This window comes from Methylobacterium tardum (assembly GCF_023546765.1).
Taxonomy (GTDB): Bacteria; Pseudomonadota; Alphaproteobacteria; order Rhizobiales; family Beijerinckiaceae; genus Methylobacterium; species Methylobacterium tardum.
In genome coordinates this window covers 478310-494531 of record NZ_CP097484.1, presented here as the reverse complement: position 1 = coordinate 494531, position 16222 = coordinate 478310, and the positions used below count along the sequence as shown (strand labels likewise).

At 70.4% G+C, this 16222-nt stretch carries 11 protein-coding genes and 1 pseudogene; 1 reads left to right on the top strand and 11 read right to left on the bottom strand.

Annotated elements, in window-relative coordinates:
• Nucleotides 1-65: 65 nt before the first annotated feature.
• The 11 genes and pseudogenes from recN to M6G65_RS02275 form a co-directional block, all read right to left on the bottom strand.
• Complete coding sequence (gene recN / locus M6G65_RS02325; protein ID WP_250103517.1) at nucleotides 66-1739, bottom strand: DNA repair protein RecN; 1674 nt, start codon at nucleotides 1737-1739, stop codon at nucleotides 66-68.
• A 171-nt stretch (nucleotides 1740-1910) separates the two neighbouring features.
• Nucleotides 1911-2792, bottom strand: coding sequence for an outer membrane protein assembly factor BamD (locus tag M6G65_RS02320; protein WP_210028349.1), 882 nt, complete (start codon nucleotides 2790-2792; stop codon nucleotides 1911-1913).
• 191 nt (nucleotides 2793-2983) lie between these two features.
• Nucleotides 2984-3931: a UDP-3-O-acyl-N-acetylglucosamine deacetylase gene (lpxC, locus tag M6G65_RS02315; protein ID WP_192708530.1), complete on the bottom strand. Its 948-nt coding sequence runs from the start codon at nucleotides 3929-3931 to the stop codon at nucleotides 2984-2986.
• 439 nt (nucleotides 3932-4370) lie between these two features.
• Nucleotides 4371-6112, bottom strand: a pseudogene (gene ftsZ / locus M6G65_RS02310) (cell division protein FtsZ).
• 94 nt (nucleotides 6113-6206) lie between these two features.
• Nucleotides 6207-7529 (bottom strand): cell division protein FtsA, encoded by a 1323-nt coding sequence (gene ftsA / locus M6G65_RS02305; RefSeq protein WP_250103516.1) that lies wholly within the window; start codon nucleotides 7527-7529, stop codon nucleotides 6207-6209.
• 52 nt (nucleotides 7530-7581) lie between these two features.
• On the bottom strand, nucleotides 7582-8532 hold the full coding sequence (locus tag M6G65_RS02300) for a cell division protein FtsQ/DivIB (RefSeq protein ID WP_192708527.1): 951 nt from the start codon (nucleotides 8530-8532) through the stop codon (nucleotides 7582-7584).
• Nucleotides 8499-9422: a D-alanine--D-alanine ligase gene (locus M6G65_RS02295; protein ID WP_192708786.1), complete on the bottom strand. Its 924-nt coding sequence runs from the start codon at nucleotides 9420-9422 to the stop codon at nucleotides 8499-8501. The genes M6G65_RS02300 and M6G65_RS02295 overlap by 34 nt, the downstream gene beginning before the upstream one ends.
• A 111-nt stretch (nucleotides 9423-9533) precedes the next feature.
• Nucleotides 9534-10460, bottom strand: coding sequence for a UDP-N-acetylmuramate dehydrogenase (gene murB / locus M6G65_RS02290; RefSeq protein WP_238196558.1), 927 nt, complete (start codon nucleotides 10458-10460; stop codon nucleotides 9534-9536).
• A gap of 199 nt (nucleotides 10461-10659) precedes the next feature.
• Nucleotides 10660-12066 carry a UDP-N-acetylmuramate--L-alanine ligase gene (gene murC / locus M6G65_RS02285; protein ID WP_250103515.1) on the bottom strand — a complete coding sequence of 469 codons (1407 nt, stop codon included), beginning with the start codon at nucleotides 12064-12066 and terminating at the stop codon, nucleotides 10660-10662.
• Nucleotides 12067-12115: 49 nt separating this feature from the next.
• Complete coding sequence (murG, locus tag M6G65_RS02280; RefSeq protein ID WP_238196560.1) at nucleotides 12116-13225, bottom strand: undecaprenyldiphospho-muramoylpentapeptide beta-N-acetylglucosaminyltransferase; 1110 nt, start codon at nucleotides 13223-13225, stop codon at nucleotides 12116-12118.
• Complete coding sequence (locus M6G65_RS02275) at nucleotides 13222-14388, bottom strand: FtsW/RodA/SpoVE family cell cycle protein (protein ID WP_192708521.1); 1167 nt, start codon at nucleotides 14386-14388, stop codon at nucleotides 13222-13224. The genes murG and M6G65_RS02275 overlap by 4 nt, the downstream gene beginning before the upstream one ends.
• A 346-nt stretch (nucleotides 14389-14734) precedes the next feature.
• Between M6G65_RS02275 and M6G65_RS02270 the strand changes: the two genes are divergently transcribed.
• Nucleotides 14735-16210 carry a methyl-accepting chemotaxis protein gene (locus tag M6G65_RS02270; protein ID WP_250103514.1) on the top strand — a complete coding sequence of 492 codons (1476 nt, stop codon included), beginning with the start codon at nucleotides 14735-14737 and terminating at the stop codon, nucleotides 16208-16210.
• Nucleotides 16211-16222: the final 12 nt, after the last annotated feature.

Sequence of the window (16222 nt, the reverse complement as noted above, 5' to 3'; positions counted from 1 at the left end):
CGCACTCTCGCGCGCAATGGTTAATAAACGCCTAATTACAACCAACGGTTAAGGTTGATACGCGTTTACGCGTCGGCGCCCTGAAGAAGCCGGGCCGCCGCCGCCCGGGCCTCGTCCGTCACGGTGGCACCCGCCAGCATCCGGGCAATCTCCTCCCGCCGCTCGCCGACGGGCAGGCTCGAGACCCGGGTTGCGACACGGCTGGCCCCCTTCACGGGCGCCTTGGCGATCAGGAAGTGCGTCTCGGCGCGCGCCGCGACCTGGGGCGCGTGGGTCACGGCGACGACCTGCACGGTGGCTGCGAGCCGGGCGAGGCGCAGGCCGATCGCGTCGGCCACGGCGCCGCCGACGCCTGTATCGATCTCGCCGAAGATCAGGGTCGGCGCGGAGCCCTTGTCGGCCAGCACCACCTTGAGGGCGAGCATGAAGCGCGACAACTCGCCGCCCGAGGCGACCTTCATCATCGGGCCGGGCTTAGTGCCGGGATTGGTCTGTGCCCAGAACTCCACGCGATCGGTGCCGGCCGGATCGCGCGAATCCGGATCGGTGGCGATCTCGGTGATGAACCGGGCCCGCTCCAGCTTCAGCGGCGGCAGCTCGGCCTTCACGGCGGCGTCGAGCTGCTTGGCCGCCCGGCGGCGCCCGGCGCTGAGTTTCTCGGCCGCCTCGGCGTAGTCGGCCTCCGCCTTGGCGAGCGCCTGCTCGAGCCCGGCCAGCGCCGCCTCGCCGGCATCGATCGCCGCGACGTCTCCGGCGTAGCGCTCCGCCAGCGCGGCGAGGTCATCGGCCGCGACATCGTACTTGCGGGAGGCCGCTCTCAAGGCGAACAGGCGTTCCTCCACTCGCTCCAGGTCGCGGGGATCGAACTCGGTCTCGGACACGGCCGCGTCCAGAACCGCGCGGGCTTCGCCGAGGGCGACCATCGCGGCGTCGAGGGCGTTCACGCAGGGATCGGCGAGGGCCGGCAGCTGCGCCGCGCGGCGCTCCAGCTTGCGCAGGGCGGCCGAGAGATGGGGCACGCCGGAATGGGGGCCGCCCACGGCGTCGAGCGCCTCGTTGAGCTCGCGGGCGACCTTCTCCGACTGCTGCATGATGCTGCGGCGCTCCGCCAGCTGCGCCTCCTCGCCCGGCAGCGGAGCGAGCGTGGCCAGCTCCTCGACGGCGTGGCGCAGGAAATCGGACTCCTTGCGGGCCGCCTCCACGCGGGCGCGATGCTCGGACAGCGCGGTCCGCGCCGTGCGGACCGCGCGCGACGCGTTCCCCACTTTGGCGAGGTGGGCCTGGAGACCGCCGAAGGCATCGAGGATCGCCCGGTGCGAGGCAGGATCGGCCAGCGCCCGGTCGTCGTGCTGGCCGTGGATCTCCACGAGCGCGGCCCCGATCGCCCGCAGCACCTGGACGCCCACCGGCTGATCGTTGACGAAGGCGCGGGTCCGCCCGTCGGCCATCTGGGTCCGGCGCAGGATCAGGTCGCCCTCGGTGTCGATCTCGGCCTCGGCGGCGATCCGGCGCGCCGGATGTTCGACGGGCAGGTCGAACACCGCCGTGACGACGCCCTGCGCCTCGCCGTGGCGGACGAGGCGGCCGTCGCCGCGGCCGCCAAGCGCCAGGGCGAAGGCGTCGAGCAGGATCGATTTGCCCGCGCCTGTCTCTCCGGTCAGGACGCTGAGCCCCGATCGGAAATTCAGTGCGAGCCTATCGATCAGGACGATGTCGCGGATCGCGAGCTGCGCCAGCATGCGGCGACGGGGATTCCTCAGGACGGGACCGCAGACATAAGGCCGCCGCGGCGCGGATTCACCCGAAAAATGCGTCGCACCGGACGTCTTGGATGCGACAACGGAAAGGCCCGGAGCGGCGGCTCCGGGCCCTGAGGCTTCGCGGGTCGGGCCCGACCGGACCCGGCCGCCTTACTCGGCCGAGGCGGTCTTGCCCGTGACCGTGCGGTAGATCTTGGAGAGGAACGAGGACTTCTCCTCGCGGGGCTCGACGCCGCCCTGAGCGAGCAGCGCGTGCGCGTCCTTGTACCAGGAACTCTCCGGGAAGTTGTGCCCGAGCACCGCGGCGGCGTTCTGCGCCTCCTGAGTGATGCCGAGCGCCCAGTAGGCCTCGGTCAGGCGCTCCAGGGCCTCCTCGGCGTGGCGCGTAGTCTGGTACTTGGCGACGACGTCGCGGAAGCGGTTGATCGCGGCCGGGAAGTTGCGCCGCTCCAGGTAGAAACGCCCGACTTCCATCTCCTTGCCGGCGAGCTGGTCGCGGGTGATCTGGATCTTGGCCTTCGCATCCGCGGCGTATTCCGAGGTCGGATACTTCTGGACCAGCTCCTGCAGGGAGGCGAGCGCCTTCTCGGAGCGTTCCTGGTCGCGGGTCACGTCCGGGATCTGCTTATAGTTCGACATCGCCATCAGGTACTGCGCGTAGGCGGCATCCTTGCTGGCCGGGTGCCGCTGCAGGTAGCGCTTCGAGGCGCTGATCGCGTCGTCGTACTTCTGGCCCTCGTAGTTGGCGTATGCCGTCATCAGCAGCGCCTTCCGGGACCAGTCGGAATACTGGTATTGCTTGTCGAGGCTATCGAACTTCTTGACGGCGCCCTCGTAGTCGCTGTCCTCGAGCTTGGCCAAGCCGTCGCTGTAGAGCTTGTCGGCCGGGACATCCGGCACGACCTCGGGCTTGTACTTCTCGGCGAAGATTTGGGTCGGGTCGAAGTCGCAGCCGCCGAGGCCCAGGCCGAGGATGGCCACGAGCGGCGCCGCGAAGGCCGCCGCCCGGCGATGACGAATGGTGACAGGCATCTGGCGCTCTTTCCCGAACCGGCGCCGTCTCGCGCCGTCATGCCATCGCGTGGGTGGATCCGGCCCGTCCGGGCCGCGCCCGCCGTTCACGGACCGTTAAACCGTGACGTTTGATTCGGGCACGAAAGCGGCAAGGCTGCGGGCGGCCAGGATCGGTTGTCGGCTGTGTCCCGCAGGACACAAGTTGCCGTTCAGAGGTCCGCCGCGAAGGCGGCGATCCCGAGGCCGGCGCCGAGCTCGGAGAGGACGGTCTCGCGCCGCGAGCCCTGCGCCTCGACGATCGCGTAGTTAGACCGGTCGGCGAAGAGGGCGGAGAGCACGCCGACATTCATCCGGTGGCCGCCGCAATAGGAGCGGTAGGCGCCCTGGATCGGCAGGCCGGCCAGCGCGAGGTCGCCGATGGCGTCGAGGATCTTGTGGCGGACGAACTCGTCCGGGAAACGCAGGCCCTCGGGATTGACCACCGCGCTCTCGCCGACCGCGACGGTGTTCTCCAGCGAGGCGCCGAGGGCGAAGCCCGCCTTCCAGTAGCGCTCCACATCCCGCATCATCCCGAAGGTGCGGGCGCCGGCGATCTCGCGGCGGTAGGAGGCCGGCGACAGGTCCATAGCCTTGCGGGAGCGGCCGATCACCGGGCTCTCGAAATCGATCTCGACGTCGAGGCGGAAGCCGCGATCGATGGGCCGCAGCTCAGCGAAGGACGTCCCGGTCTCGATGCGGACATGGCGGAGGATCTTGAGCCAGCGCCGCGGCGTGTCGCAGGTCGCGATCCCGACCTGATCGATCGCCTGGACGAAGGGGAGCGCGGATCCGTCGAGGATCGGCATCTCGGGGCCGTCGATCTCCACCAGGGCGTTGTCCACGCCCAGCCCGTAGAGGGCGGACATCAGGTGCTCGACGGTGGCGACGGCACCGGTCTCGATGTCACCCAGAACGGTGCAGAGTTCGGTGGCCGAGACGAGGGCATGATGCGCCTTGATCAGGCGGTCATTGCCATGGGTGGTGCCGGTGCGGAGGAAGGCGATGCCGTGATTGGCGGGAGCGGGCCGGATCGTGATCTCGGCCGGGTTCCCGGAATGGACCCCGATGCCCGAGAGCGTTGCCGGCCCTTTGAGGGTCGTCTGTTTATGCGTTCGCATTCCTTAGCCCCCGGCCGCGATCAGGTCCCGCCATCTCGACTGAAGATGACAAGAAAACTGACTGATCCGTCCGCTGCTTGATGCCCCTGCCCACGCTACCAGGTTGTGTCCCGATGCGTGTGTCGTCGGTCTTGAGGTTCTATAGCTGCACCGCACAGGGCAGCCAAATCACGGATTCTTACGCTGTGTTACAGACACGCTTGCGGCGCCGCCTTCGCAAACTGCTGATCCCCCAAAGACTTAAAGGTTGGTTAATGCGTGGCTAACCAGCGACCGTTCTGTGGCGCGGATGCACCACGCCCCCGGGATCACAGGATCCGGGCGAACCCGGCTACACCCCCCGGGGGGTCAAAAAGCAACCGTTGGTTGTCTTGCCGCAGCGCGAAGAGCCGGCGGTTTCCCGCCGGCTCCCTCGATTCGCGTCCGGGTTCGCCGGCGCTCAGTTCGCCTGACGACGCAGGAAGGCGGGGATCTCGAGCTGGTCGTCGTCCATCATCCGCGGCTGCGGCGCCATCCGGCCCTGGGCATCGAGATTGCCCTGGGCCGGGCGGTATTGCGGGACCGCGGGAGCGGCCGGAGCGCGCGGGGCCTGCGGGACGGGGGCTGCGCCATCTGAGGCTGCGGCGCGGCCGGAGCGGCGGGCCGGGCTGCCGGGGCGGCACCCTCCATCTCGTCGCGGCGGCCGCCGAAGCCGACCGTCGCGAGGCGACGGAGGAGCGAGGTCCGCTTGGATTCCGGCGCGGACTCCTCGGCGGCGCGGTTCGCCATGATCTGGGTCTGCGCGATCGGCGGCAGCTCGTGGATCTGCGGCATGCGCGGGGCCCGGGCGAGCGGCGTGCCGGCCGGAGCGGCCGGGCGCGGCGGGACGAACGGACCGGCCGGGAGCTGCGCCGCGGGCTCGGATTGCTGGGGCGCCGGAGCCGGGACGAAGGGCGCTGCGGCCCGGGGCTGGACCGGGGCGAGCACGACGTCGTCGCGAGTCACCGGAGCGGGCGCCTCGATCCGCGGCTCGGCGCGCATCTCGGGGGCCGGCTGCGGCGCGTGGACCGGAGCGGGAGCCGGCGCCGGCGCCGCGGCGGCCGCCTCGGTGCGGATGCTCGGCACCGGCGAGGCGGCGCGGGCGCGGGCCTCGGCGCGCAGGCGCTCGGCGACCTCGGCGATGCGCTGCTCGGTCTCGGCGATCGCCGGGTTGTTCGGCGAGTTCGCCGAGATCAGCAGCGGCTCGATGCCGGTGGCGACCACCGACACGCGGATGATGCCGTCGAGGCTCTCGCCGAAGGTGGCGCCCAGGATGATGTTGGCGTCCTGATCGACCTCCTCGCGGATGCGGGTGGCGGCCTCGCCGAGCTCGTACAGGGTCAGGTCGGAGCCGCCGGTGATCGAGATCAGCAGGCCGCGGGCGCCCTTCATCGAGACGTCGCCGAGGAGCGGGTTGGCGATGGCGGCCTCGGCGGCGCGGTTGGCGCGCTTCTCGCCGGACGCCTCGCCGGTGCCCATCATGGCCTTGCCCATGCCGCGCATGATCGCCCGCACGTCGGCGAAGTCGAGGTTGATGAGGCCTTCCTTCACCATCAGGTCGGTGATGCAGGCGACGCCGGAGTAGAGCACCTGGTCGGCCATCGCGAAGGCGTCGGCGAAGGTGGTCTTCTCGTTGGCGACCCGGAACAGGTTCTGGTTCGGGATCACGATCAGCGTATCGACCGCGGCCTGCAGCTCCTGGATGCCGAACTCGGCGGTGCGCATGCGGCGCATGCCCTCGAACTGGAACGGCTTGGTCACGACGCCGACCGTCAGGATGCCCATGTCGCGGGCCGCGCGGGCGATGACCGGGGCCGCGCCGGTGCCGGTGCCGCCGCCCATGCCGGCGGTGATGAAGCACATGTGGGCGCCCGAGAGCTGGTCGCGGATCTCGCCGATCACCTCGTCGGCGGCGGCCGAGCCGACCTCCGGGTGCGAGCCGGCGCCGAGGCCCTGGGTGACGCCCAGGCCCATCTGGATCACCCGCTCGGCCTTCGAGGAGGTGAGCGCCTGCGCGTCGGTGTTGGCGACGACGAACTCGCAGCCGAGCAGGCCCGACTCGATCATGTTGTTGACGGCGTTGCCGCCGGCGCCGCCCACGCCGAAGACGGTGATACGGGGCTTGAGTTCCCGGATGTCCGGCGCCTGGAGTGTGATGGCCATGGTGTCGAGCCTCTCGCTAACTGTGCTGTCCGTGCGACGCTGAAAGCGCCGGATCCTCGCCGACACACCCGCCCGCAGGGGCGGATGTGGAATTTCAGAAGCTGTCCGAGAGCCAGCGGCTGACTCGGCGGATGTAGCTGTCGGTGCCGGTCGCCGCGAAGGCGCCGTGCCCCCGCGGCTCGAAATGCTCGGCATGGGCCACCTGCGGGTAGACGAGCAGGCCGACCGCCGCCGAGAAGGCCGGGCCCTTGGCGGCCTCCGGCAGGCCGCGGATGCCGAGGGGCCGTCCGATCCGCACCTGACCCTGGAGGACGCGGCGGGCGACCTCCGGCAGACCGACGAGCTGGCTGGCGCCGCCGGTGAGGACCACGCGCCGCCCGGCCTGGGCGGCGAAGCCCGCCTCCCGCAGACGGTCGCGCACCAGCTCGATCACCTCCTCGACGCGCGGCTTGATGATCCGCACGAGTTGCGAGCGCGGAATGTGAGCCGGCGCCTCGCCCTCGTCCTCGCCGACGCCGTGCACGGCGATCATGTCGCGGTCGTCGGAGGGGGTGGAGAGGGCCGAGCCGTAGAGGGTCTTCAGCCGCTCGGCCGCCGCCATGCGGGTGGAGAGGCCGCGGGCGATGTCCATGGTGACGTGGTGGCCGCCGACCGCCAGGGCGTCCACATGGACGAGGTGGCCGCCCGAGAACACGCCGACGCTGGTGGTGCCGCCGCCCATGTCGACGACGCAGACGCCCATCTCGGCCTCGTCGCCGACCAGGGCCGAGAGGCCGGCCGCGTAGGGCGTGGCGATCACCGCCTCGACCCCGAGATGGCAGTGCTCCACCGCCAGCATGACGTTGCGGGCCGCGGCGAGCTCGCTGGTCACCACGTGCAGGTCGACGCTGAGCGCCTCGCCGATCATGCCCGACGGGTCGATCACGGCGCCCTGCCCGTCCAGCGCGTAGCCGGTCGGCAAGGCGTGGAGCACGGCCCGGCCGGGGCTGACGCCGTGGGCGCTGGCGGTCTCGAGCACACGCTCGACGTCGCTGCCCGTGACGGTGCCGGAGCGGACGTTCACCCGCGCCTGGAAATGCTGCGAGGCGAGCCGGCCGCCCGACATGTTGACGATGACCGACTGGACCTCGACCTTGGCCATCCGCTCGGCGGCGTGGACCGCCTGACGGATCGCGCCCTCGGCGGCGGCGAGGTCGACGATGGCGCCGCCCTTCAGACCGAGGGAGCGCTGGTGGCCGATGCCGATGATGCGCGCGAGGTGCGTGCGGCCGCGGAGCGTGGTGAGCGCCTCGGCGGGCTGCAGCTCGGCGATGAGGCAGACCACCTTGCTCGTGCCGATGTCGAGCACCGAAAGGGTGGTCGAGCGCCGGGCGGAGAGCGGCTTCAAGCGCGGCGTGAGGCCGTGTTGGCTGTGCATTGACGCTACCGGACGCGGGATGCGGGACGGGCGGAGATCTTGGTCGAGGGCATCAGCTGGCCGTGCCCTTCTTCTTCGCCTTCTGGGCTTCCGCGCGGGTGGCGGCAGCCTCTTCGGTCAGGCGCACCACGAGGCGGTCCGGCATGCGCAGATCCACGGCGATGATGTCCTTCTCGAGCAGGCCGGCCTCGCGCTCGAACCGGACGAGGCGGGCGAGCGCGGCGGCCGGATCGGCCTCGGGCAGGCGCACGTCGACGCCGTCGAGCTTGAGGGTCCAGCGCCGGCCGGACACGTAGGTGCCGGCCTTGATCCGCTCGGCCAGCGGCCCGGCGGCCGCGATCAGGGCGAGGTACTCGGGAAGCTTGGTGTTCGCGTCCTCGCCGACGACCAGCGGCAGGCTGGCATAGCGGTCGTCGCGCATGGCATCGATGACCGTGCCGTCGGCGGCGATGACGCTGATCTCGCCGTTCTTCTGCCAGAGGGCCGCGGGCTCGCGCTCCACCTGGGTGATGGCGATCTCGTTGGGGTAGATCTTGCGGACCGAGGCCTGGGCGATCAGCGGCACGCGCAGCAGCTTCTCGCGCACCGCGCTGACGTCGAGGAACGGCACGGAGGAGCGCCAGTCGATGCCGGCGGCCGCCAAAACCTCGCGCTCATACATCCGGGAGATGCCCGAGATGGTCACGCGCTCGACGCCGAAGCCGGTCAGGCGTGCGGCGATGTCCAGCGGGCGGCCCTGCTCGGCCACGAAGGCGTCGTAGCGTCCGCTCGCCACGAAGCCGGCGAGCGCCACGGCGGCGAGGGATACCGAGACCCCGACGACGCCGACGCCGCGGGGCAGGCGCTCGCCCAGGCGCTGGCCGGGGCGGGCGCGGCGGACCGAGAGCGAGCGCGCAGGGCGGCCGATGAGCCGGCCCAGGGCGGCGCCGAGGCGGCGCGCGGGACCGATCCGGCCGGCGGCGTCGCCGCTCAGCGATTCAGGGAAGCGTCCTCCACCATCCATCGGACGAGCTCACCGAAACTCAGGCCCGCATGGGCCGCCATCTCCGGCACAAGGCTCGTCTGGGTCATGCCGGGTTGCGTGTTGACCTCCAGCACGACGAGCAGACCGGTTCCACCCGGTGTGTCGTCGAATCGAAGGTCGGCACGGCTGACGCCCCGACAGCCCAGTGCTTGATGCGCCGTTAACGACAGTTCTTGGACACGCTGGTAAACATTTGGTTTAAGTTCGGCCGGGAGGACGTGGATCGACCCCCCCGGGGCGTATTTGGCGTCGTAGTCGTACCAGTCGCCCGTCGCGGCCTTCACCTCGATCACGCCGAGGGCCCTGTCGCCCATCACGCCGCAGGTCAGTTCGCGGCCGGCTATGTAAGGTTCTGCAAGGACTTGCTCGCCGAACGTCCACTCCTCGGAGGCGAGGATCTGGGGCGGGTGCGAGCGGCCGTCGCGCACGATGATCACACCCACCGATGAGCCTTCCGCGATGGGTTTCACGACGTAGGGTGGCGGCAGGGGGTGTGTCTTGGCGGCCGCATGACGGTTAACGATCCGGCCCTCCGGCACGTCGACGCCGGCGGCGCGCATAACGGTCTTGGCCCGCTCCTTGTTCATGGCGAGCGCCGAGGCGAGGACGCCGGAATGGGTGTAGGGGATCTTGAGGATCTCCAGGAGACCCTGAATCGTGCCGTCCTCGCCGTCCGGGCCGTGCAGCGCGTTGAAGGCGACGTCCGGCCTGAGCGCCGACAGCACCGAGGCGATGTCGGGACCGACATCGACCCGCGTGACCCGGTAGCCCTCGCCTTCCAGGGCGTCGGCGCAGGCCTTGCCGGAATTGAGCGAGACTTCGCGCTCGGCGGAGGTGCCGCCCAGCAGGACGGCGACGTGCTTGGACATCAGGGCACCTCGAATAGGTTTGCTTCAGTCAGGATCTGAACGCACCCGAACGGTCGCCGCGGCAGCCGAGCATCGGATCTCGGCCGCACCGGCGCGTCCGGAACACCGCTCTCACGTTGCGCCGGTGGGCCGGCCGATGCGCCGGATCTCCCAGCGCAGCTCGACCCCGCTCGTCTCGCGCACCCGCCGACGAACTTCCTCGCCGAGTCCCTCGATATCGGCCGCGGTCGCGCTGCCGGTGTTGATCAGGAAGTTGCAGTGCATCTCGCTGACCTGGGCGCCGCCCCGCCTCAGCCCGCGGCAGCCGGCGGCGTCGATCAACTGCCACGCCTTGCCGCCTTCCGGGTTGGCGAAGGTCGAGCCGCCGGTGCGCTCCCGGATCGGCTGGGCGGCCTCGCGGGCGGCGGTGACCCGCTCCATCTCGGCCTCGATGGCCGCCCGTTCGCCGGGCCTGCCCCGGAACAGGGCGCTCGTGAGGATCACATCCTCCGGCACGCCCGAATGCCGGTACGAGAAGCCCATGTCGGCGTGGGTGAAGGTGCGCGCCTGCCCCTTGCGATCGATGCCGCGAGCCTCAACCAGCACGTCGGTCGTCTCGCCACCATGCGCGCCCGCGTTCATGCGCAAGGCCCCGCCGATCGAGCCGGGGATGCCGCGATAGAAGGCGAGCCCGTCGAGCCCGGCCTCAGCCGCGGCCTTGGCGAGGCGCATGTCCGGGACTGCGGTGCCGACCGCCAGCGTGTCGCCATCGATCGCAACGCTGCCGAAGGCCTTGCCGCCGAGGCGCACGACGACACCGGGGATGCCGCCGTCCCGCACGATCAGGTTCGAGCCGAGCCCGATCACCGTGACGGGCACGTCCGGATCGAGGGACGCGAGCAGGCGGGCGAGATCCTCCTCGTCGGCCGGCGTGAACAGGATTTCGGCCGATCCGCCGACCCGGAACCACGTCAGGTCGGCGAGCGGCTGGTCGGCGAGCAGGCGCCCGCGGAGGTCGGGCGCGGCGGCCCGGATGCGATCGTGCAGAGAGGCGGTCATCTGTGTGTCTCCCCTCGTCCCGCCTGCGGGAAGAGGGATGCGGCGATCCTGGTGTCGCCGCATCGGGGTGGCAGCGGACGCTGCGAGGCCGGGGTCCGGAGAGTCACCGCCGGGTTCATCCTCAGAGCGCAGCCCAGTGTAGACGGTCGAAGGTGCCGCCGGCCCGAGAGGCCTCTCGGGGCAGGCTCATGCACCGCGCCTACCGTCCCCGCGCGGCGAGTTCGCCCGGCAGCGCGTAGGCCCATTGGGTGATGGTGCCGGCCCCGAGACAGACCACGTAGTCGCCGGGCTTGGCGAGGTCCGCGATGATCCCGGCCAGCTCCTCCGGCCGCTCCAGCGCCCGTGCGTCGCGGTGGCCGCGGGAGCGGAGACCCGCCACGAGGCTGTCGCGGTCGAAGCCCTCGATCGGCTGCTCGCCGGCCGCGTAGACCGGCGCGACGATGACCGTGTCGGCATCGTTGAAGCAGGTGCAGAAATCGCCGAACAGCGACTGGAGGCGGGTGTAGCGGTGCGGCTGCACGACCGCGACGACGCCGTGCTCGGTCGAGGCCCGGGCGGCCTTGAGCACCGCCTTGATCTCCACCGGATGGTGTCCGTAATCGTCGAAGATCGTGGCGCCGTTCCACTCGCCGGTGCGGGTGAAGCGCCGCTTCACGCCGCCGAATCCGGCGAGCGCCTGGCGGATCGCGTCCGGCTTGACGCCGAGCTCGTGCGCGACGGCGAGCGCCGCCGTGGCGTTGAGCGCGTTGTGCTTGCCGGGCATCGGCAGCACGAGATCCTCCATCTCCATCCGGTAGCCGGGGCGACGGTCGCGGATCATCACCCGGAAGCGGCTCTGGCCGCCGCGCAGGTCCACGTCGATCAGGCGCACGTCGGCCTGCGGATTCTCACCGTAGGTGATGATCCGCCGGTCCTCGATATGGCCGACGAGGTCCTGCACCACCGGATGATCGATGCACATCACCGCGAAGCCGTAGAACGGGATGTTGTCGATGAAGCGCCGGAACGCGTCCTTGATGGCGTCGAACGAGCCGAAATGGTCGAGGTGCTCGGGATCGATGTTGGTGACGATCGCGACATCGGCCGGCAGCTTCAGGAAGGTGCCGTCCGACTCGTCGGCCTCCACCACCATCCACTCGCCCGCGCCCATCCGGGCGTTGGTGCCGTAGGCATTGATGATGCCGCCGTTGATCACGGTCGGGTCGAGGGCGCCGGCGTCGAGCAGGGTCGCGACCAGCGAGGTGGTCGTGGTCTTGCCGTGCGTGCCCGCGATGGCGACGCAGGACTTGAAGCGCATCAGCTCGGCCAGCATCTCGGCCCGGCGCACGACCGGGAGACGGCGCTCCCGTGCGGCCTGCAACTCGGGATTGTCACGCCGGATCGCCGTCGAGACCACGACCAGGGCGGCCTCCGCGACGTTGTCGGCATTGTGGCCGACGAAGGTGCGCATGCCCTTCTCGGCGAGACGGCGGACATTGGCGTTGTCGGACGCGTCCGACCCCTGCACCGTATAGCCGAGGTTGTGCATCACCTCGGCGATGCCGGACATGCCAATGCCGCCGATGCCGATGAAGTGGATGGGTCCGAGCTTGTCGGGCAGCTTCATGGGTCGAACCGTCTGGTGGCGGGATCGCCGGTGCGAAATCCCTTGAGGATCAGGTGCGGGCGGCCGTCTGGATGACGACCTCGGCCAGCCGCTCGGCGGCGTCGTGGATGCCGGCGCTTCTGGCCGCATCGGCCGCCGCGGTCAATTTTGCCGGCGTCTCGAAGCAGGCGGTGAGGTCCGCCACGAGGCGATCCGGCGTGAAATCGGCCTGCTTCACGGCCAAAGCCGCGCCGATCGCCTCGAGGGTCGCGGCGTTGGCGGCCTGGTCCTGATCCAGCGCGCCGGGCAGCGGCACGAGGATCGCCGGGCGGCCGATCGCCGCCAGTTCCGAGACCGTGGAAGCGCCCGATCGCGAGACCACCAAGTGGCTTGCCGCCATGCGGGCGGGCAGGTCCTTGAAGAACGGCGCCGCCTCGATCCCCGCGAGCCCCATGGCAAGGTAGCGGTTCTGCACTGCCGTCAGATCCTCCGGCCGGACCTGCTGGACGAGGTGCAGCCGGGCGCGCAGCGCGTCGGTCAGGCGCGCGATCGCCTCGGGGACGACCTCGCCCATGACCCGGGCGCCCTGGCTGCCGCCGAACACCAGGAGGCGCAGGACCGCGTCCGGGCCGAAGGCCGGATACGGGGTCTTGGCCGCCTCGATGACGGCCGGGCGGAGCGGGTTGCCGGTGTGGATCCGGGGGGCCTGCGCCTTGTCGGGCACGCCGCGCACGACCTTGAAGCCGGTGGCGATGGCGCGGGCGCCTCGCGCCAGGAAGGCGTTGGCCCGGCCCATCACGGCGTTCTGCTCGTGCAGGATCGTCGGCACGCGCAGGATCTGACCGGCGAGCACCGGCGGGACGGTCGGGTAGCCGCCGAAGCCCACGATCGCGGCCGGGTTGATCCGGCGGATCTCCTTGGCGGCCACGCCGAAGCCGCGGCCGAGCGTCAGCACGGCGCCGGCCCGCTTCAGCGGCGACCGGCCGGACGGCGTCGCCGACGCGATGGTCACCACCTCGGAGGCCGGGAACTCGGACGCGATCGCGTCGACCCGGGCATCGGTGGCGAGCGCCACCCTTACGCCACGGGCGCGCAGCGCGTGGGCGAGACTCTCGGCCGGGAACAGGTGGCCGCCGGTGCCGCCCGCGCAGAGCAGGATCGTGGGGGTGAAGACCGTCACCGCATCACTCCGGCGACGGTAGCGGGCGCGGTGCCGGGGGGCTTCTGGCTGAGCATCACGGTGCGGGGGCGCTTGCGGGTCAGGGCGACGAGGAAGCCGGTGCCGAGCGCCAGCGAGATCAGCGAGGAGCCGCCGTAGGAGACGAAGGGCAGCGTCATGCCCTTGGCGGGCATCAGCTGGGTGTTCACCGCCATGTTGATGCAGGCCTGGAGGCCGAACAGCGTGGTCAGGCCGGTGATCGCCAGCCGCGAGAAGGTGTCGTCCGTGCGCCGGGCGAGCTTGAGGCCGCGCAGCACGATGAAGGCGAACAGGGCCACGAGGCACAGGCAGACGATCACGCCGAATTCCTCGCCGGTGACCGAGAAGATGAAGTCGGTATGCGCGTCCGGCAGGTGGCGCTTGGCCACGCCCTCCCCCGGGCCCGTGCCGAACCAGCCGCCCGAGCGGAACGATTCGCGCGACCAGAAATCCTGGAAGCCGCCGCCGGAATCCCGGTCGAGGAACTTGTTGAAGCGCTCACGGACGTGATGGAAGAACAAGTAGGCAGCGAAGACACCCCCAAGGCCCAGCACGCCGAGGACGGCCACCCAGATCAGGTGGAGGCCGGCCACGAAGAACAGCGCGCACCACACCATGGTAATCAGCATGGTCTGGCCGAAATCGGGCTGGAGCAGCAGCGGCACGATGGTGATCGGCAGGAGCAGCAGCGCCAGGATGCCGCCCGGCATGTCGCGGCGCTGCGCACCCTCCGAGAAGGCCCAGGCGGCCACGACCACGAAGGCCGGCTTCACGAATTCCGAGGGCTGCAGGCCGAAGGAGCCGAACTGGATCCAGCGATGCGCGCCCTTGATCTCGGGGCCGAACTTGCCGGCGAGCAGGCACAGGACGACGCCGCAGACCCAGGTGATCAGCGCGAGCCGGCGGATGCCGCGCAGGGACAGGAACGAGACCGCGCAGATCAGCAGGATCGTCGGGGCGAGATACATCGCCTGCCGGTTCAGGAAGTAGAAGGTCGGCAGGCCGATCCGCTCGGCCACCGGCGGGCCGCCGCCCATCAGGAAGACGAGCCCGGCCACCATCAGGGCGAACAGGGCCGCGAGGAGCCCGCGATCGACCGTCCACCACCAGTCCGTCAGGGGGGTGCGTTCCGCGCGTGACATCATGCCGGGCAACGACTCCAGGCCGCGCGGATGCCGATCCGCGCGGGTCGGAGTCGATCCTGTGCAGGAATGGTAAACGGAGACTTATGCGTGGCGATGCTGCGCCGCCGACTCTGTCCGTGCCGTGGCGCCGGTCGAGCGCCGAAGCCAGATGTCGGTGCTGCCGATACCGCCCGAGAGGCGGTGAAAACCTCACGCGTGTCGTTCGAGTTCCATCGTCCAAAGAACAGATATCACTCTATGTTAATACCCTCGATGCAACTCTTGGATGTCAGTTGCGGATCGGCGAGCCACCTGAACCGGGTGCCGCTCGGCGATGCCGGATCCGCCAAGCGGAAGCTCCCTCGCCATGTTCTCTGCCCTGAACGTCCGTGAAGCGCAGGCCAAGCTCGCGGCCCTCGACCGCGTTCAGGGCGTCATCGAGTTCGACCTCTCCGGGAAGATCCTCTCGGCCAACAGCAATTTCCTGGCTGTGGTCGGCTACACGCTGCCGGAGATCGTCGGGCAGCACCACAGCATGTTCATGGATCCGGCGCAGCGGGACTCGCCCGAGTACCGCGCGCTCTGGGAGCGCCTGCGTTCGGGCACGTTCGAGAGCGGACAGTTCCAGCGGGTCGGCCGGGGCGGCCGCAGGATCTGTATCCAGGCGTCCTACAATCCGGTGCTCGACAGCCGCGGCCGGCCCTACAAGGTGGTGAAATTCGCCACCGACATCACCCAGCAGCGGACCGAGGAGGCCGACCGCGCGGGACAGATCGAGGCCATCCACAAGGTGCAGGCCGTCATCGCGTTCGACCTCGACGGTACGGTGCTTGAGGCCAACGACAACTTCCTGGCCGCGATGGGCTACACACGAGGGGAAGTGATTGGGCAGCACCACAGCCTGTTCGCCGAGCCCGGCCAGCGCGACAGCGAGGCGTACCGCGCGTTCTGGGCGGCGCTGCGGAACGGGACCTATCAGGCGGCGCAGTTCCGGCGCGTCGGCAAGGGCGGTCGCGAAGTCTGGATTCAGGCGTCCTACAACCCGATCTTCGATGCCGCCGGCCGGCCCTACAAGGTTGTGAAGTTCGCCACCGACATCACCGACCAAGTCCGCCTTCTCGCCGACCTGCGCACGCTGATCGACCGGAACTTCGGCGAGATCGAGCAGGCGGTGACGCACTCGACGCGGGCGGCCGCCCTGGCCTCCTCGGCCGCGGACTCGACCTCCGGCAACGTCCAGACCGTGGCGGCGGCGGCCGAAGAGCTGGCCGCGTCCGTGGCGGAGATGTCGCAGAGCATCGTCCGCTCGCAGGGCGCCACCGACACCGCCTATGCCTGCGTCCAGGAGGCGGACGGCCACACCAAGCGCCTCGCTGAGACCGCGACCGCGATGACCAGCATCGTCGGCCTGATCCAGAACATCGCCGGCCAGATCAACCTGCTGGCGCTCAATGCCACGATCGAGGCGGCCCGCGCCGGCGAGGCGGGCCGCGGCTTCGCGGTCGTCGCCTCCGAGGTGAAGGCGCTGGCCGATCAGGCAGCGCGCGCCACCGGGCAGATCAACGGCGAGATCGCCAGCGTGCAGCGCGTCTCGCAGGAGGTGGTGGGAGCGCTGAGCTCGATCGGAACCTCGGTCTCGGTGATGCGCGAGACCGTCGTGGCGACCGCGGCGGCCATCGAGGAGCAGAGCGCGGTGACGCGCGATCTCGCCGAGAACATGCAGAGCGCTGCCGGGGCGGTCACGGCGATCACCGGCAATATTGGGGCGATCGTTCAGTCCGTGGCCGACGTTTCGCAGGCGGTGGGCACCACCCGCGACGCCGCCAAGGTGCTGGCGCGCTGAGGCGGCGCTGCC